General features: G+C 46.9%; 15 protein-coding genes. 13 read left to right on the forward strand and 2 right to left on the reverse strand.

Going from position 1 to position 19202, the window contains the following annotated elements; genetic code table 11:
- The first annotated feature begins 43 nt into the window (after window positions 1–43).
- The 5 genes from QYF49_RS00640 to QYF49_RS00660 all read left to right on the forward strand — a co-directional run bounded on the left by QYF49_RS00640 (window position 44) and on the right by QYF49_RS00660 (window position 5169).
- Window positions 44–1795, forward strand: coding sequence for a PAS domain-containing sensor histidine kinase (locus tag QYF49_RS00640; protein WP_290397710.1), 1752 nt, complete (start codon window positions 44–46; stop codon window positions 1793–1795).
- 173 nt (window positions 1796–1968) lie between these two features.
- A complete protein-coding gene (locus QYF49_RS00645) occupies window positions 1969–2412 on the forward strand; it encodes a YwiB family protein (protein WP_290397711.1) in 444 nt (147 codons plus the stop codon).
- The gene (gene argS / locus QYF49_RS00650) at window positions 2409–4079 is read left to right on the forward strand and encodes an arginine--tRNA ligase (RefSeq protein ID WP_290397712.1); all 1671 of its coding nucleotides are present in this window, start codon (window positions 2409–2411) and stop codon (window positions 4077–4079) included. The genes QYF49_RS00645 and argS overlap by 4 nt, the downstream gene beginning before the upstream one ends.
- Before the next feature lie 138 nt (window positions 4080–4217).
- Entirely contained in the window at window positions 4218–4391 is a 174-nt protein-coding gene (locus QYF49_RS00655) for a XapX domain-containing protein (RefSeq protein ID WP_290397713.1), read from the forward strand.
- A 19-nt stretch (window positions 4392–4410) separates the two neighbouring features.
- Entirely contained in the window at window positions 4411–5169 is a 759-nt protein-coding gene (locus tag QYF49_RS00660; RefSeq protein ID WP_290397714.1) for an alpha/beta fold hydrolase, read from the forward strand.
- On the opposite strand, the gene uvsE is transcribed toward QYF49_RS00660, so the two are convergent.
- A complete protein-coding gene (gene uvsE, locus QYF49_RS00665) occupies window positions 5162–6115 on the reverse strand; it encodes a UV DNA damage repair endonuclease UvsE (RefSeq protein ID WP_290397715.1) in 954 nt (317 codons plus the stop codon). The two genes, QYF49_RS00660 and uvsE, sit on opposite strands and share 8 nt — an antisense overlap.
- A 71-nt stretch (window positions 6116–6186) precedes the next feature.
- A complete protein-coding gene (gene cls / locus QYF49_RS00670; protein WP_290397716.1) occupies window positions 6187–7389 on the reverse strand; it encodes a cardiolipin synthase in 1203 nt (400 codons plus the stop codon).
- Window positions 7390–7615: 226 nt separating this feature from the next.
- Here cls and QYF49_RS00675 point away from each other — a divergent pair, with 226 nt between their 5' ends.
- From QYF49_RS00675 to icmF, 8 genes are all read left to right on the forward strand, one after another.
- Entirely contained in the window at window positions 7616–9763 is a 2148-nt protein-coding gene (locus tag QYF49_RS00675; protein WP_290397717.1) for a (Fe-S)-binding protein, read from the forward strand.
- A 130-nt stretch (window positions 9764–9893) separates the two neighbouring features.
- Window positions 9894–11090: an acetyl-CoA C-acetyltransferase gene (locus QYF49_RS00680; RefSeq protein WP_290397718.1), complete on the forward strand. Its 1197-nt coding sequence runs from the start codon at window positions 9894–9896 to the stop codon at window positions 11088–11090.
- Between the two features lie 2 nt (window positions 11091–11092).
- The gene (locus QYF49_RS00685; protein WP_290397719.1) at window positions 11093–11944 is read left to right on the forward strand and encodes a 3-hydroxybutyryl-CoA dehydrogenase; all 852 of its coding nucleotides are present in this window, start codon (window positions 11093–11095) and stop codon (window positions 11942–11944) included.
- A 31-nt stretch (window positions 11945–11975) separates the two neighbouring features.
- Entirely contained in the window at window positions 11976–13118 is a 1143-nt protein-coding gene (locus QYF49_RS00690) for an acyl-CoA dehydrogenase (protein ID WP_290397720.1), read from the forward strand.
- Window positions 13119–13137: 19 nt separating this feature from the next.
- Window positions 13138–14280: an acyl-CoA dehydrogenase gene (locus tag QYF49_RS00695; RefSeq protein ID WP_290397721.1), complete on the forward strand. Its 1143-nt coding sequence runs from the start codon at window positions 13138–13140 to the stop codon at window positions 14278–14280.
- Window positions 14281–14290: 10 nt separating this feature from the next.
- A complete protein-coding gene (gene meaB / locus QYF49_RS00700) occupies window positions 14291–15244 on the forward strand; it encodes a methylmalonyl Co-A mutase-associated GTPase MeaB (protein ID WP_290397722.1) in 954 nt (317 codons plus the stop codon).
- Between the two features lie 5 nt (window positions 15245–15249).
- Window positions 15250–15894 (forward strand): TetR/AcrR family transcriptional regulator, encoded by a 645-nt coding sequence (locus QYF49_RS00705; RefSeq protein WP_290399007.1) that lies wholly within the window; start codon window positions 15250–15252, stop codon window positions 15892–15894.
- Between the two features lie 20 nt (window positions 15895–15914).
- Entirely contained in the window at window positions 15915–19175 is a 3261-nt protein-coding gene (gene icmF / locus QYF49_RS00710; protein WP_290397723.1) for a fused isobutyryl-CoA mutase/GTPase IcmF, read from the forward strand.
- Window positions 19176–19202 lie beyond the last annotated feature (27 nt).

Here is a 19202-nt window from a genome sequence, read left to right on the forward strand (position 1 = left end):
AGTTAAAAAGGTGAATAGATGAAAGCGGAAAGGAGCAACAGAAATGGGAAATGAGCTTACAAGGTCTCCGATGCCCTTTATGCATCAGCTGTCGGATGCGGTCATCCTTCTTACACATGATTTTTGTATACACGAGATGAATTCAGAAGCAGTAAAAATGACAGGCTGCACTTTACCAGAGCTGAAGGGCCTTTCCATATCATGCCTCCTTCCAGACTTGAATAAAAAACGAAATGAACAGCAAACCATACTGTCTGGCGATACGCATGATCCGATGCTTGTAGATGTGAATATAGATGATTTAGGAACAGATGAAAAATATAAAGTGTGCATTCTCAAACCTGTAAAAACAGAAGCTACAGATGCTTTTCAGGAAGACCTGCTGGTTGCCTTAACAAATATTGTTCCAGACTTTATCGGGATTAAGGACGGAGATGGGAAATTTGTGTACGCCAATAAATTTTCTGGTGAAATGTTTGGCTATCCTCATACGGAATTTGTCGGAAAAACAGATGCTGAGCTTGGCCGATTAATTCCATATTTTAAACCGGTGTTCGATTATTGTATAGAAACCGATGAAGGTGTTTGGCAAGGAGGCAAACTTCAGCGTTGTGTTGAAAAAATTCCGGCTTCTTCGGGCGACAGAATTTTTGATGTATACAAAATTCCTGTCTTTGATGATGAAGGCAGTCGAAAAAACTTGCTTGTTTTTGGACGGGAGATCACGGATCAGGTATCTTCCCATGAAAAACTGCAGGAAAGCGAATCGAGATACAGACTGCTTGCTGAAAACTCTACCGACATAATTTCTACTCATAACGTGGAGGGGGAAATGCTATACGTCTCACCTGCGTGCGAACAGCTGCTCGGATATACCCCTCAGGAATTGCTGTCCAAAAAAGCCTTTGCTTTATTTCATCCAAGCGATATGAGAGCTTCGCTACAGGTGCATGAACAGCTGTTAAGAGGGGGCGATATCAGCAACTTCCAATTCAGGCTGAAGAGCGTAAACGGAGAATACCGCTGGGTTGAAGCCACGTGCCGAGGAATTAAAGATGAGACGACCGGTACGGTGATTGAGATCATTGCCGTCACGCGGGATATTTCCGAACGTCTGGAGGCGGAAGAGCTGCTTCGCAAGTCTGATAAACTATCCATTGTCGGCCAGCTTGCTGCATCGGTTGCTCATGAAATACGAAACCCCCTGACCGCACTAAAGGGGTTTATCCAGCTCTTCCAGTCCAAAGGAATTGTGGACTGTGAAAAATATTATGGCATTATGCTGGATGAGCTGAACAGGATTGAGCAGATCATTACGGAGTTGCTCATCCTTGCGAAGCCTCAATCCAAAAAGGTGGAAAAAAAGGACATTAAAGAGCTCATCCATTATGTTGTCGATCTGCTGGACCGCCAGGCTCTTGTCCACAATGTCCATATCGTATGTGACCTGGGCGAGAATCTCCCATTGATTGATTGTGTGGAGAATGAATTGAAGCAGGTGTTCATTAATTTAGTAAAAAATGCGATTGAAGCGATGCCGGATGGCGGAATCATACATATCGACAGTAAGCGCCAAGGCAGAAACATTGAAATTATTATTCAAGACCAGGGATGCGGAATTCCGCCTGAAAGCCTTAAGAAACTGGGTGAACCATTCTATTCTACAAAAGAGAAGGGAACCGGGCTGGGATTGATGACCAGCTATAAAATTATCCAGGAGCATAATGGCGAGATCATCATAGAGAGTCATCCCGGGAAAGGAACGGCTGTAAAAATAAGCCTTCCAATCCGTTGACGCACTTCGAGAGGAGAAGTGCGTTTTTCTTTGTTTTAGGGTAAGGTTGAAGAAATAGGGAAGAATCCTTTATAATAGTTGAGTTATATACAATAAACACATGAGATCGAGGTACAGAAACAGATCAATGCTTCTGTATTTTTATAGAAACGATAAAAAGGACGGATCCGACAATGGGTGGACAAGAAGCTGTGATTTCGGTCAATTTAATAATGGAAACCGTCATACAGCATGCGAAGGAAAAGGATGTACATAAAGGCGAAGCAACAGGAACCCTGTACCGTAAGGGAGATAGCACATATCTTAAGTATACGGAAGTTATAGAGGGCGCCGGTTCAGTCAACAATGTAGTTAAAATGAACCATGAAGGGATTGTCATCTTAAGGAGCGGCAGTGTGGCAATGCGTCAGAGGTTTTTGATCGGCCAGACGACGCAGGGAATGTACGATACTCCTTATGGCCAGCTATGGATGGAAACCACCACACATCAGATGAATTTCCGCTGGAACCAGCAGAGCAAAGAGGGCGACTTGCTCTTAAAGTACGGACTTGTGCTGCAGGGTGAAGACACAGGCAGCTATACAATAAAGATCAATTTTCAGGAGGCGAAGGCATGAACGTTGTAGATCAGGTAAAGCTCCATTTAAAGCAAGAAATAGAAGAAGCGGTCATTAAGGCAGGATTGGCAGAAAGAGAACAGCTTCCAGAGGTTGTTCTTGAAATCCCAAAGGATAAGTCTCATGGAGACTACGCGACTAACATGGCGATGCAGCTGGCTCGCATTGCCAAAAAAGCACCAAAAGCGATCGCTGAGGAGATATTGAATCATTTCGATAAAAGTAAAGCTTCCATCAGTAAGCTTGAGATTGCAGGACCAGGATTCATTAACTTTTATATGGATAATGCCTACTTGACCGACTTGGTTCCAGCGATCCTTCAAGCAGGGGAGAACTACGGCAGAACAGAATTCGGCGGTGGGAAGAAGGTGCAGGTAGAGTTTGTTTCGGCGAATCCGACAGGAACCCTTCACCTTGGGCATGCGCGCGGAGCCGCTGTCGGGGATTCACTTTGCAACATTCTTGACCGTGCAGGTTATGATGTCTCCCGTGAATATTATATAAATGATGCAGGAAACCAGATTAATAACCTTGCTTATTCCATCGAGGCGCGATATTTTCAGGCTCTTGGGCAAGAAAAAGAAATGCCGGAGGACGGATATTTCGGTAAAGATATTATCGAATTCGGAAAAGACCTCGCTGAAGCGTATGGTGACAAATGGGCTGCAGCTGATGAAAAGGAGCGTTTCAACTTCTTCCGCCAATACGGGCTCGAGAAGGAACTTGAGAAGATCAAACGCGATCTGGCTGAATTCAGGGTTGGTTTTGATGTATGGTACTCTGAAACGTCCCTATATGAATCCGGAAAGATCGACAAAGCCCTCAAAAAGCTGAAAGACGCGGGGGTTGTATATGAGGAAGAGGGGGCAACCTGGTTCAGAACCACAGACTTTGGTGACGATAAGGACCGCGTGTTGATTAAGAATGACGGATCCTACACGTATCTTACACCGGACATCTCCTATCACCAGGATAAGCTTGACCGCGGTTTTGAGAAGCTGATCAACATTTGGGGAGCGGACCACCACGGGTATATCCCTCGGATGAAGGCGGCCATCGAGGCGCTCGGCTATAACCGTGAACAGCTCGATGTATTGATTATCCAGCTTGTTTCCCTGTTCCAAAACGGGGAAAAAGTAAAGATGAGCAAACGTACAGGTAAAGCGGTAACCTTGAGGGATCTGATGGAAGAGGTTGGCATCGATGCGACTCGTTATTTCTTCGCGATGAGAAGCTCTGATACTCATCTGGATTTTGATATGGACTTAGCAGTTTCAAAATCAAACGAGAATCCGGTCTTCTATGTACAGTACGCGCATGCCCGCGTATGCAGCATGCTGCGCCAGGGCGCAGAGATGGGCTTATCGTACAGTGGAGAGCTCGATCTTTCTCACATCTCATCAGAAAAAGAATTTGAACTGCTCAAAAAGCTGGGCGAATTCCCGGCTGCCATTGACGAGGCGGCAGACAAGATGCTGACGCACCGGATCACCAACTATGTCTTTGAACTTGCATCTGCCCTGCACAGCTTTTACAATGCAGAGCGAGTACTCGATGCTGAAAACAAAGAAAAATCTGCGGCGCGCTACGCGTTGATGAAAGCCACGCAAATTACGATTGAAAATGCATTGAAGGTTGTCGGTGTCTCCGCACCGGAGCGGATGTAAATAGAGTAAGGCCTGCTGTTACTGACACAGCAGGCCTTTTTTTATGTCCGGCGCTTGTCGCCCCTGATCAGTGCGCTTGCGCATTTCTATGGATAAACACCGTGTTCCAGGAAACCATAAACGGAGGAGGAATGCATAATGAAGCTAGTTGTTTTAGCACTGATCACAGGAGCAGCCGTAGGCCTCGTATTTGCTCTATTTAAGCTCCCCATTCCGGCTCCGCCTGCTTTGTCCGGCATTGCCGGAATCGTAGGGATCTATCTTGGTTACAAGATGTACACATGGTTATTTTCATTTTTTATAAAGCCATGATTAGAAAGGGGATGGCACCATGGAAAGAAAGGACGTCAATACATTTTACAGGGAGTCAGGATCCGGTTTTCCGCTTGTTTTGATCCACCCTCCCGTACTGACTTCCCGTATTTTCAACTATCAGCATACGGAGCTAAGCCGATGTTTCAGAGTGATTACATACGATATACGGGGGCATGGAAACACACCTTGCGCCAATCCCTCTTTCTCCATCCAAACGTTGAGTGCCGACCTGCTCGCTTTGCTTGATGAGCTGGGAGTTGAAAAGGCTATTGTCTGCGGGTACTCTGCAGGCGGTACGATTGCACAGGATTTTGTTCTGCGTTATCCGGAGCGGGTGCACGCCCTTGTGATCAGCGGTGGTTTTCCAGAGGTGGCTTCCTGGTTTGTGGAACAAGAATTCCGGCTGGGGATCCATTTCGCAAAACATCATCCACTGCTTCTGATCAATAGCTTAGCCTGGTCACATCAAGTGACTGCAACTGACAGGCATCAAATCGCAGAGGAATGCAAAAAAGGCAGCCCGAAATTCTGGCGCCGCTTTTATGAGGAATGTTTTGGCCAAAGCTGCACGAAAGCTCTGCCGCAGATCAAAGTACCTTTGTTATTGTTCTATGGCTCACGGTGCTTTCATTTCCTGCCTTATCAAAAGATCTATCAAAGACTCGTCCCTCAAACAAAAACCGTTATTGTACCGGGTGTATTTCATCAGATTCCGGTGAAAAAGCACCACTTCTTTAACCAAACCCTGACAACGTGGGCCAAATCCATCAGATGACCAAAGTGCCTCCCGTCATCCGTTTGATCCCCCTAACCTTTGCAAGTTCACTGATCAATCGAATGAGCGCAAGATCTTTTTGTTTTGCCTCGATCATGACATCCAGCTCATCCGTAAATGGTTTGATCATTTTAAAAAAAGGCATCACATAATCCAGGCTTACGAAGTCATGATGGCTCCGATAGGCCTTTTCTGTTTTCGGGGAAGAAAGATGGACTTTGGGGGGGCGTCCGGTTCCTTTCCAAGTGGCAATAAAACGGGGAAGCAGGTCTTCCAGCGGGATGGAACCTGGATTTGACATGTGATGGTGGAAATCGAACATCATAGGAATTCCTTCTGCTTCACAAATTTCCAGCGTTTCTTCCGTCGTATACGTTTTATCATCATTCTCTAACGTCATGGCTTGTTTGATGAGAGGAGGCAGCCTTTTTATATTTTCATAGAAACGTGCAATAGAGGCTTCTTTGTCTCCATAGGTGCCGCCGACGTGGATGTTGATTCGGGCTTCTTTTTCCAGGCCCATGGCATTAAGCATATTGTAATGATACTCCATGTCTTTCACTGCATTACGAGTGATATGCTCCTTGGCGCTTGTAAAGAGGGTGAACTGGTTGGGATGCAGGCTCACACGAAGGCCATGGTCTTTCACGAGGTCTCCAACCGCACGGAATTCATCGGCCGTATGCTTTAAATAATTCCAGTTGACGTCGGGATGGGTCGCCAGCGGAACGATTGAAGAAGACATCCGATATAAAGGAAATTGGGATGCGATATTATAGTGTATGATTCGAACTGTATTCTTTAAATTCGTTTTCGTAATGAAAATCAACCGCTGTTCCCGTTCCTTTTTTTCAAGCTTCGACCAAGTGGCAAACGTCATCGTTTTGGAAGGAGATGAATCGAAAAGGGAAAGCGCGGTGGACACATAACCGAAAGATACAAGCATTCCAGAACCCCCCCTTGAAGTCTAGTCATTCTATTGTTTCTTTTACCTTATAAGCGTTATTTAAACAAAACTTATAAAAAAGGTGCAAAGGACTTCGCTGTCTGCATTTTTATTTTAGTCCACAAGGAAGGCTTGTCCAGAGCAGACACGTCCATAATGACTGAACGGGCCAAGTCATCCTCAATGGTCTTCAATGCCGACCGAATCAGTTTCTGATCAGTGAAAACGCAGTTGACCTCTGAGTTGGTAAACAAGCTTCTCAGATCAAAATTGGCGGTTCCAATATCACAGATGTTTTCATCGGCCATAAAAACTTTGGCATGAAAAAAGCCTTCATAGTACTGATATACGTGCCCACCCGATTTTAACAGTTCCCGTATAAATGGATAGGAGGCTTCCTTTACAAGAGGATGGTCTGATTTCATCGGGACAAGCAGAGTGACCTCTACCCCTCGTTTCAGTGCATCTAGGAGAGCGTTTTGCAGCTTGGCGTCGGGTATGAAATAGGGTGATCCGATGAATATTTTCGTTTTGGCCTGTTCAATCTGCTGCAAGAAGAACAAGTAGATCTGTTTGGTTGAAAAAAGGGAGGTAAATGTCTGTGTCCCCTCATCAAGCGCCGGAAAGTAAGAATCACCGCTCAGTTTTTCCCCGCTGGCCGCTTCCCAATCAAGGAGGAACTGCTCCTGAAAGGCGTGAACAACAGGGCCATGCAGCTGCAGATGATAATCGCGCCAGTCGCCAAGCTTCGGATCTCTTCCTAAGTACTCATCTCCGACATTGAATCCCCCAGTAAATCCTTTTTTGCCATCGATGATCGTGATCTTCCGATGGTTTCGCCGGTTCAGCTTATAAAAAAAATAAGGAAATCCGGGCTTGAAGCTGTAGGCAAATTGAACGCCTGCCAGCTTCATTTCATGTATGGCCTTCTTTTTAAGAAAAAAACTGCCCAAATAGTCAACGAGAAGCCTTACCTTTACACCCTCTCTCGCCTTTCTTTTGAGAAGTGACGTCATCTCCTTGCCGATGCAGTCTTCATTGAAAATATAAAATTGAATATGTAGATGATGGGCTGCTTGTTCTATTTCTTCAAATAACGTATCGAAAAACTCAGTCCCGGTTGTAATAAGAGACGCTTCTCCAGTATAGATGGCAGGTTCGTCTAATTCCTTCTTCACCACATTTTTTTTGCCCAACCGAAAATCGAGCCAGATCAGCACCGCAATCATAGCGGCAGCAAGCAGAAGAATTAAAAACAAGGATAAGATGGCCATCGCGGTACTTCCTTTCTGATAGAAATTGAAATCAGTGTAAATAGTATCCCCAAATACGGTGTCAGGCACCCCAAAAAAATTTTTAAAATAATATTGACTGAATGCTCATTCATTTCTATTATTTATGTTATAATGGTTTCAGAAAATTCCACCCTTTTTGAATAATCATTCTTGTTATAGACAGGAAAAGGGAGGGCAACAGACAATGATGAAGGGAGCATAATTGATGAACGGTTTACAGATCTTGAACTGGATTGCCTTTATTCTTGTAACCGCTTACGCCATCTATTTGTTTGCATATGTGGTGAAAACTCGTTACGAATTCATCAAAATGGGTAAAAAAGTCGAATTTGACCATACCGTGCAGGAACGGATCCAAGCTGTGCTTGTCAATGTATTCGGTCAGAAGAAGCTTTTGAAAGATAAAAAGAGCGGAATCATCCATGTGTTATTTTTCTATGGGTTCCTCCTTGTCCAATTTGGTGCGATTGATTTTATTTGGAAAGGGCTAGCCCCTGGGTCGCATCTTCCGCTTGGTCCTCTTTATCCCGGATTTACCTTTTTTCAGGAAACCGTAACTTTCCTCATCCTAGCAGCGGTCGTTTGGGCATTTTACCGCAGATATGTCGAAAAGCTAGTACGCCTTAAACGGGGATTTAAAGCAGGTCTCGTGTTACTGTTCATCGGAGGATTAATGATTTCCGTCCTCCTCGGCAACGCCATGGAAATCCTTTGGCATGATCTGGAGCTCGAATGGACGGCGCCGATTGCTTCAAGCCTCGCCTATATCCTTGGCGGGCTGCCAGAGGCTGCGGCCGTCACCCTATTCTTTATCTCCTGGTGGATTCATCTACTGTTCCTTCTCACGTTCCTTGTCTATGTGCCTCAGTCCAAGCATGCTCACTTAATCGCGGGCCCGCTCAATGTATGGCTTGGGAGGAAGGATAAAGTTGGGAAACTTTCATCCATTAACTTCGAAGATGAAACTCAGGAAGTATTCGGAGTGGGCAAGGTAGAAGACTTTAACCAGAAGCAGCTTGTCGACTTGTATGCATGTGTAGAATGCGGCCGCTGTACAAATGTGTGTCCGGCAACCGGTACAGGCAAAATGCTCTCGCCGATGGATATGATAATTAAAGTAAGGGATCATCTCACTGAAAAAGGAGCAGCGGTTACTTCACGCACACCATGGATGCCATCTTTTGCTTTCGCGAATACAAAAGGCAACCAGATTGCTTTTGAAGCCGCAGCAAAAGGACAGGGCGCTAAAGAGATGGCTGCTGCAACAGACGGAAGCTCTGCGTTCAAGTTTGAATATAATATTGAACTGATCGGCGAGGTCATGACCGAAGAAGAGATCTGGGCATGTACTACTTGCCGAAACTGTGAGGATCAATGCCCGGTGATGAATGAGCATGTGGATAAAATCATCGACATGCGCCGCTATCTTGTTCTGACGGAAGGAAAGATGGAGGCCGATGCCAAACGTGCCATCCAAAATATTGAAAAGCAAGGAAACCCATGGGGCATTTCCAAAAAAGAAAGAGAAAACTGGCGTGAGCTTCGGGAAGATGTTTCGATTCCTACCGTAAAAGAGATGGAGAAGGCCGGTGAAGAGCTTGAATACTTGTTCTGGGTCAGCTCCATGGGGGCCTACGACAACCGAAGCCAGAAAATCGCACTTGCTTTTGCAAAGATCATGAATGAGGCCGGCGTCAAGTTTGCCATCCTTGGTAACAAGGAAAAGAACTCCGGGGATACGCCTCGACGAATCGGAAACGAGTTCTTGTTCCAGGAAATCTGCAACAGCAACATCGCGTTATTTGAAAAACATAATGTGAAGAAGATCATCACGATTGATCCGCATGCCTATAATACCTTTAAAAATGAGTATCCGGAGTTTGGTTATGAAGGTGAGGTTTATCACCATACCGAGCTTTTGGCAGAGTGGATTCAAGAAGGCCGCATCACACCGAAGTTTGAAGTGGATGAAGTCATCACTTATCATGATTCCTGCTATCTCGGGCGCTATAACGAAGTGTATGAGCCGCCTCGTGAGATATTGAAGGCCATCCCTGGAGTAAAGCTTGTTGAGATGGACCGAAATCGGCAAAACGGCATGTGCTGCGGTGCAGGCGGCGGTATGATGTGGATGGAAGAAAAGGCAGGACAGCGTGTTAACGTCGCAAGGACTGAGCAGGCACTGGCGGTTAATCCGACGATGATCGGAAGCGGCTGCCCATACTGCTTAACCATGCTGAGCGATGGAACAAAAGCCAAAGAAGCAGAAGATCAGGTTCAAACATTGGATGTCGTTGAAATTCTTGAACGTTCCTTGTTTGGCTCATCAAAAGAAAAAGAATTGGTGCAATAAGAGGTTAACCTGCTGTCGATTGGCAGCAGGTTAACCCATGAATCTTTGTTGACCGAGCGTTCGCTCGGGACATCTTGTAAGCGTTTTAATCAATCCAGCTTCAGCTTTTTAATAAAAGGAGTGATTTTGCATGGGTAAAACAGTCATTGTCAGCGGTGTACGTACACCAATCGGTAAGTTTGGCGGAGCTTTAAGCACTTTATCTGCATCTGATCTTGGTGCAGCAGCGATTAAAGAAGCGCTGCAAAGAGCGGATGTCAATGCGGGCCAGGTAGATGAACTGATCATGGGCTGTGTGCTGCAGGGCGGACAGGGTCAGATTCCTTCCCGTCAGGCTGCCCGGAAGGCAGGCTTGCCATGGGAAGTGAAAACAGAAACCATCAACAAAGTCTGTGCTTCCGGAATGAGGAGCGTAACCTTAGCTGATCAGATCATCCGTGCCGGTGATGAAGAAGTGGTTGTAGCCGGCGGGATGGAGTCGATGAGCAATACACCTTATATTCTTCCAAAAGCTCGCTGGGGCTATCGTATGGGAGACGGGCAGGTGAAGGACTTGATGACACATGACGGACTCACTTGCTCCTTTACAGGCGTTCACATGGGAACATACGGCAATGAAGTGGCGCAGGAGCTTGAAATTTCACGTGAGAAACAGGATGAGTGGGCATTAAGGAGCCATCAAAGAGCGGTTTCCGCCACTGATGATGGCACGTTTGCTGAAGAAATCGTAGCGATACAGGTGCCTCAGCGCAAAGGAGAGCCGATTTCTGTAACAGCGGATGAAGCACCAAGAAAAGATACAACTTCTGAACGTCTGGCTAAACTGGCCCCTGTTTTCTCCTCAACAGGAACCATTACAGCAGGAAATGCACCTGGAGTAAACGACGGTGCTGCAGCGCTGGTCCTCATGTCTGAAGAGCGGGCACATAAAGAAGGAAAAGAAGTGATGGCCACTATCCTCGGAGCTGCGGCAATTGCCCTTGAAGCGAAGGATTTTCCAAAAACACCGGGCTTAGTCATCAATGAATTGCTGAAGAAAACAGGAAGAACCCTTGAAGAAATCGACTTATTTGAGATTAACGAAGCTTTTGCAGCAGTAGCGTTGGCCAGTGCAGAGCTTGCGAACCTTGATCTGGAAAAAGTAAACGTGAACGGCGGAGCGGTAGCCTTAGGGCATCCGATCGGAGCAAGCGGAGCGAGAATCATTGTTTCATTGATTCATGAACTGAAAAGGCGCGGAGGCGGCCTGGGGATCGCATCCATCTGTTCAGGCGGCGGCCAGGGCGATGCTGTATTGATTGAAGTGAATTCATCAAAGGGGGAATAAGAATGAACGTCAAAACCATCATGGTAATTGGAGCCGGGCAAATGGGCTCAGGTATTGCTCAAGTATGTGCGATGGCAAACTACAAGGTTTACCTTCACGACCTAAAGGAAGAGTTTGTCCAAAAAGGCATGGAATCTATTTCACGGCAGCTAGCCCGCCAAGTGGAAAAAGGAAAGATGGCAGCAGATGAAAGGAAGGCTGTTTTAGAGCGCCTCCACCCTTCAACGGACATTCAAAATGCTGCAGATGCGGATTTGGTCATTGAAGCAGTCATCGAAAATATGGACGTGAAAACCCAGGTGTTTAAGATGCTGGATGAAATGGCGCCGGAACATGCCATTTTGGCCAGTAACACCTCTTCCCTTCCCATTACTGAGATCGCCGCTGTCACGAATCGGCCGGAACGTGTCATCGGCATGCATTTCATGAATCCTGTGCCGGTAATGAAGCTGGTTGAAATTATCCGGGGGCTCCAAACGAGCGATGGGGTCTATCAGCTCATTGAAGAAGTGACGAAACAAGTGGGCAAGGTTCCGGTGGAAGTGAATGATTTTCCAGGCTTTATTTCCAACAGGATTTTAATGCCGATGATCAATGAAGCGATTTTTGCCCTCTATGAAGGTGTAGCGGAGCCGGAAGCGATCGATGAAATTATGAAACTGGGAATGAATCATCCGATGGGTCCCCTGACATTGGCGGACTTTATCGGCCTCGATACATGCCTTTACATCATGGAGACACTCCAGGAAGGCTTTGGCGATGATAAATACCGGCCTTGCCCGCTTCTCCGCAAGTATGTGAAGGCAGGCTGGCTTGGCAAGAAATCGGGCAAAGGGTTCTACACCTATAACTGATGCAGGAACGCTTGAACAGGGGGGATGAGACGTGAACCTCACGTTTACAGAAGAACAGCTCATGATGCAAAAAATGGTGCGTGATTTTGCTCAAAAAGAAATTGCGCCTATCGTGGATAAAATGGATGAGACCGATCAGTTTCCAGCAGAGGCCGTCAAAAAAATGGGCGAGCTCGGACTAATGGGCATACCCATCCCGGAAAAATATGGCGGTGCAGGCATGGACTTCACCTCCTATATTATTGCCATTAATGAATTGTCAAAGGTGAGTGCGACGGTCGGCGTCATTCTTTCTGTTCATACAAGCTTAGTGGCTAATTCCATCTATTATTTTGGAAATGAAGAGCAAAAGCAAAGGCTTATCCCTAAACTGGCCGGCGGGGATTATCTTGGTGCTTTCGGCCTGACAGAACCGGGTGCCGGATCCGATGCCGCTGCTCTGAAAACGAAAGCTGTGAAAAAGGGTGATAAGTACATCCTGAACGGGTCTAAAATCTTCATCACCAATGCGGGTGCGGCACATCTATACATCGTTTTTGCTTCGACCCATCCTGAGGCTGGCCCAAAAGGAATAGCAGCGTTTATTGTCGAAAAAGGCACACCGGGCTTTTCCGTCGGAAAAAAAGAAAAAAAGATGGGGCTGAACGGATCCAACACATGTGAGATTATCTTTGACCAGGCCGAGGTTCCAGCAGAAAACCTGCTGGGTGCAGAAGGGGAAGGCTTCAAAATTGCAATGAGCAACCTGGAAGCGGGACGGATAGGAATTGCTGCACAATCGCTTGGAATTGCGGAAGCAGGGCTTCAGCATTCTCTGGAATACGCGAAAACCCGCAAACAGTTCGGAAAGCCGATCGGCGCCCAGCAAGGCTTGGCGTTCATGCTCTCCGATATGGCCACAAGAGTGGAAGCTGCCAAACTATTAACCTATCGTGCAGCACATATGCGTACGATGAACCAGCCGTGCGGAAAAGAAGCTTCAATGGCCAAACTGTACGCTTCACAGGCAGCGATGAAAACGGCCATCGATGCTATACAAGTACACGGGGGATACGGCTATACGAAAGAGTATCCGGTGGAGCGGCTGTTCAGGGATGCCAAAGTATGTGAGATCTATGAAGGAACAAGTGAGATCCAACGGCTCGTGCTGAGTAAGCACTTAATACAAGACTAAACAGGGAGGCAAGAGAAACATGCAATTTCAACTATCTGAAGAACACGAAATGATCCGCAAAATGGTGCGTGACTTTGCAAAAAATGAAGTAGAACCGACAGCTGCAGAAAGGGATGAAGAAGAACGGTTTGACCGCAGCCTTTTTGACAAGATGGCTGAGCTCGGGCTTGCAGGTATCCCTTGGCCGGAAGAATACGGCGGAATCGGAGGAGACTATCTTGGATATGTAATTGCGGTGGAGGAGCTTTCCCGCGTGTGTGCATCAACAGGTGTAACTTTGTCCGCGCATACCTCGCTTGCCGGCTGGCCGATCTTTAAATTCGGTAGTGAAGAGCAAAAACAAAAGTTTCTTCGCCCGATGGCAGAAGGGCAAAAAATGGGAGCCTATGGCCTGACAGAACCGGGATCCGGATCTGATGCCTCCAATATGAGAACAACAGCGCGAAAAGATGGCGGCGATTATATTATCAACGGGTCTAAGATATTCATCACCAATGCAGGAGAAGCTGAAATTAATGTGGTGTTTGCGATGACCGACCAATCCGCAGGACACCGCGGCATTTCTGCATTCATCATTGAAAAAGGTACACCGGGCTTTTCCTTCGGCAAAAAAGAGAAAAAGCTAGGGATCCGCTCTTCACCGACATTGGAGCTCATTATGGAAGACTGCAGAGTTCCTGCAGAAAACTTGCTCGGCAAAGAAGGAGAAGGCTTCAAGATTGCCATGATGACGCTTGACGGCGGAAGGAACGGAATCGCTGCACAGGCAGTCGGTATTGCTCAGGGAGCGCTGGATGCCGCGGTTACCTATGCCAAAGAAAGAAAGCAGTTTGGAAAGTCCATCGGCCAGAATCAAGGAATTGGATTTAAATTAGCCGACATGGCAACGAAGGTCGAAGCGGCAAGGCTTTTAACCTATCAAGCTGCATGGCGTGAAAGCCAAGGGCTTCCATATGGAAAAGAATCTGCGATGTCCAAACTTTTTGCAGGTGACATTGCCATGGAAGTAACGACTGATGCTGTGCAAGTATTCGGGGGATACGGGTATACAAAAGAGTATCCCGTTGAACGGTATATGCGAGATGCGAAAATCACTCAAATCTACGAAGGAACACAGGAAATCCAGCGATTGGTTATCTCCAAAATGCTGCTGAAGGATTAAGGAGGAGAACATGCACCCATTGGCCGAACGCATTAAAAATAAAGATGAACGAGCGCTTGCGAAAGCCATTTCCTATGTTGAGAACGACCACCCTGAGAAGCTTGAACTGTTAAAAGACATTCATAGCCTTCGGAAAAAGGCCCATTTTGTCGGACTTACCGGTTCTCCAGGTGCAGGCAAGAGCTCCCTGGTCAACCGGCTGATGACCTTTTTGCGCAGCCGGGGCATGACGATAGGAGTGGTGGCGGTTGATCCGACCAGTCCGTTTAGCGGCGGAGCCATTCTCGGTGACCGGGTGAGGATGAGTGAACATTTTACAGATCCAGATGTGTTCATCCGGAGCATGGGAACAAGGGGAAGCCTGGGCGGTCTTGCCAGGACAACAAAGGAAACCGTTCGGCTGATGGATGCCTATGGCTTTGACGTGATCCTCATCGAAACAGTGGGGGTTGGGCAGTCTGAGCTTGACATTATGAAGATTGCCGACAGCATTGCTGTAGTATTAAACCCGGGTAGCGGAGATGTTGTTCAAGTTTTCAAGGCTGGAATTATGGAAATTGCCGACCTGTTTGTCGTTAACAAAGCCGATCTCCCCGGTGTGCCTAAGCTTTTATCTGAAATTGAAGCGATGCTTGATCTAGTGAAGCATGATGCACCCTATCGTCCGCCGATCGTTCAGACGATATCTGTACAAAATAAGGGGATGGAGGACGTATGGGATCAGCTGAGTGCCCACCGCCGATATTTGGAGGCAAGCGGTGAAGGAGAAGAGCGGCGGGTACGCAGCCTCAAACAGGAAGTGATCGAAGTTGTGCATTACGAACTGATGCGCAGCCTCTTAATAGAAGAAGAGAGTAAGGGATATCCATGGCTGGCTGATGTCCAGCGGGGAAAGCTGGATCCGTATTCGGCGGCCGAAAAGGTCCTTGAGGATTGGTATAGAAACCAGGACGGAAAAGAGTGATGGTTTTGGGAAGAAAGGAAGTACCCTCGCTTGTAAAGGATGAAAAGCTGATCGAAAAAAGGCGCGGAGAAATGGTTAAGGCAGCAGTGAACCTATTTAAGGAAAACGGCTTTCACCGTACAACCACCCGGGAAATCGCAAAAGCGTCCGGGTTCAGCATAGGAACGCTGTATGAGTATATCCGCTCGAAGGAAGATATTCTATACCTCGTCTGTGACAGCATCTATGAAGGGGTAAAGGAAAAGCTCCATGAACAGATCTCTCTGGCAGAGGGAAGCATCGAACATGTGAAAAAGGCCATCGCTGTCTATTTTAATGTGGTTGATGAGATGCAGGATGAAGTGCTCGTCATGTACCAGGAAGCCAAGTCACTTTCACGCGAAGCACTGCCTTATGTGCTGAAAAAAGAGCTGGAGATGACAGCGATCTTCGAGGACCTACTGCATCGGACAGTGGCACAAGGGGAACTGGAATTGAACGAAGAGGAAGTAAAACTTCTCGCCCACAACATCCTGGTTCATGGGCAGATGTGGACCTTCCGACGCTGGAGCCTCAGAAAGGAATACACATTGGAAGAGTATACCCAAATGCAGATCAATCTGCTTTTATACGGAGTTCTAAACCGCAGCCTGACAGGCAAAACAAGTTAAGTTAGAGAGGAGAAGGGAAAATGAGTAATCCGGAAGTATATCAGCCGAAGAACCATATTCGTTTTGTAACCGCTTCCAGTCTGTTTGACGGACATGACGCGTCCATTAACATTATGAGGCGAATTTTGCAGTCAAGCGGAGCTGAAGTCATCCATCTTGGGCATAACCGTTCAGTAGACGAGGTCGTCAGTGCAGCCATTCAGGAAGATGTTCAGGGTATTGCGATTTCTTCCTATCAAGGCGGCCATGTCGAATATTTTAAGTACATGATCGATCTTTTAAAGGAACGCGGAGCGAGCCATATCAAAGTATTTGGCGGAGGCGGAGGCGTTATTATTCCGCCGGAAATAAAAGAACTGCACAGCTACGGCGTCACCCGCCTGTTCTCTCCCGAGGACGGCAGGATCAACGGCCTTCAGGGGATGATCAACTTCATGCTTCAGGAATGCGATTTTCAGACAGTGACCGAACTCACGGATGAACTGGAGAAGCTCCATGAAAAAGAAAGCCGTGCCGTCGCACGCCTGATCACGGTTGCCGAGAACGGACAGTTCGCTCCAAAGGAAACCGCAGCCACAGTTGAACACGTGCTCCAGCAAGTCAAAAGCACACAGCAAAACGTACCTGTACTCGGAATCACAGGAACAGGAGGCGCAGGAAAAAGCTCATTGACCGATGAACTTGTGCGCCGTTACGTGAATGAATTTGAAGATAAAACGGTAGCCATCATTTCTATCGATCCGACGAAGCAAAAAACGGGCGGCGCCTTGCTCGGTGACCGCATCCGCATGAACTCCATCTACAATCCCCGTGTATACATGCGAAGTCTTGCAACTAGGGGCTCCCGCTCAGAGATTTCGGCAGCAACCCGCGATGCACTCTCTGTGGTAAAGGCCGCAGGTTATGATCTGGTCATTGTGGAAACGAGCGGAATTGGGCAAGGAGACGCGGAAATCGTGGATATTTCAGATGTTTCCATGTACGTGATGACGAGTGAATTCGGCGCGCCTTCACAGCTTGAGAAAATTGATATGATCGATTACGCCGATCTCATCGCCATCAACAAGTTTGAACGAAAAGGTTCGGAAGACGCGCTGCGTGATGTAAAGAAACAGTATCAGCGCTCACGCCAATGGTTTGAAAAAGAGCTTGATGAAATGCCGGTATACGGAACGATCGCAAGCCAATTCAACGATGCAGGAACGAACATTCTTTTCCGGGCATTGATCCAATCCTTAAATGATAAATGTGGACTCGATTGGGAGCTCAAGCCCCTGGCGGAAGAAACGGTCGCCAAAAAGAACGTGATCATTCCAGGTGAGCGCAGCCAGTATCTAAACGATCTCGTCTATACAATGAAAGATTACTATAAGACGATGAATGAACAAGTAAAGTATGCAAGGAAGAGCTACCAGCTCAAAGGTTCAATAGAAACGATACAGGAGATCAATGCGAGCGGAGAGGCCGTCTCTACCCTTGAAGAAGCAAGAGATCTAATAGAGGAGAATCTTCTACCATATACGAGAAAAACAATCGAAAACTGGCCGAAGCTGAGGGAGCAGTACAGCGGCACAGAATTTGTAACGAAGATCAGGGACAAAGAAATCGTTACAGAGATCACAACAAAAAGTCTTTCAGGATTAAACATTCCGAAAGTCTCTCTTCCTAAGTTTGAAGACTGGGGAGAAATTGTAAAATGGGTCATGAAAGAAAATGTCCCTGGAGCCTTCCCTTACACAGCAGGGGTATTCCCGTTTAAACGAAAGGGTGAAGATCCGAAGCGCCAATTTGCCGGAGAAGGAACGCCGGCACGAACCAACCGGCGTTTTCACTATCTTTCAAAAGACGATGATGCGAAGCGTTTGAGTACAGCTTTTGACTCCGTTACTTTGTATGGCGAGGATCCGGATTACCGCCCGGACATTTATGGAAAAGTGGGGGAAAGCGGTGTCAGCATCTGTACGCTGGATGATATGAAAAAGCTATACGACGGCTTTGATTTGATCGCGCCGAGCACATCCGTCTCCATGACGATCAATGGTCCTGCTCCGATTATTCTTGCGATGTTCATGAATACGGCCATCGATCAGCAGGTTCAAATTTTTGAAGAGGAGCACCAACGCTTTCCAAATGAAGCGGAATACAAGGAGATTGCCGCTATGACGCTCGCGAGTGTACGCGGAACGGTTCAGGCAGATATTCTGAAGGAAGACCAGGGGCAAAATACGTGTATTTTCTCAACTGAATTTGCGTTGCGCATGATGGGAGACATTCAGCAATATTTCATCGATCACAATGTGCGTAATTATTATTCCGTATCCATCTCCGGCTACCATATCGCTGAAGCGGGTGCTAACCCGATTACTCAGCTGGCCTTTACGCTGGCGAACGGCTTTACGTATGTTGAATATTATTTAAGCCGCGGCATGCATATCGATGATTTTGCGCCGAACCTTTCGTTCTTCTTCAGCAACGGCCTGGATCCGGAATATGCGGTGATCGGCCGGGTTGCACGAAGAATTTGGGCGACGGTGATGAAGAATAAATACGGTGCTAACGAACGCAGCCAGAAGCTGAAGTATCATGTCCAAACATCCGGCCGTTCGCTTCATGCCCAGGAAATCGACTTTAACGACATCCGTACAACACTTCAGGCTCTGATGGCGCTCTATGATAACTGCAATTCGCTCCATACCAACTCTTATGACGAGGCCATTACGACTCCGACAGAGGAATCTGTCCGCCGTGCGATGGCGATCCAGTTGATCATCACAAAGGAAATGGGTCTTGCCCGTAATGAAAATTCCCTACAAGGATCGTTTATTATTGAGGAGCTGACCGACCTTGTGGAGGAAGCGGTTCTTCAGGAATTCGAAAGGCTGAATGCACGAGGCGGCGTTTTAGGCTCCATGGAGACGCAATATCAGCGAGGAAAAATCCAGGAAGAATCCATGTATTATGAGATGAAAAAACATAATGGAGAGTTGCCGATCATTGGGGTGAACACGTACCTGAATCCGAATCCTCCTAAAGATGAAGAATTTAACATGCAGCTCGCACGTGCAACGAAGGAAGAGAAGGAACAGCAGATCGCCAGCCTTAATGAGTTCAAGAACAGACATGCCGAGCATTCGGCGCAAGCGCTGCGCAAGCTGCAGGAAACGGCCTTGAACGGAGGCAATATATTTGAAGAGCTGATGAAAACCGTCAGAGTAGCGAGTCTCGGTCAAATCACATCCGCTTTATATGAAGTCGGCGGAAAATACCGCAGGAATATGTAAAAATGAAAAATAGAAAAAGAGGGTTAA

The sequence above is a fragment of the Fictibacillus terranigra genome (assembly GCF_030412265.1).
In the GTDB taxonomy this organism is placed as follows: Bacteria; Bacillota; Bacilli; order Bacillales; family Fictibacillaceae; genus Fictibacillus_C; species Fictibacillus_C terrinigri.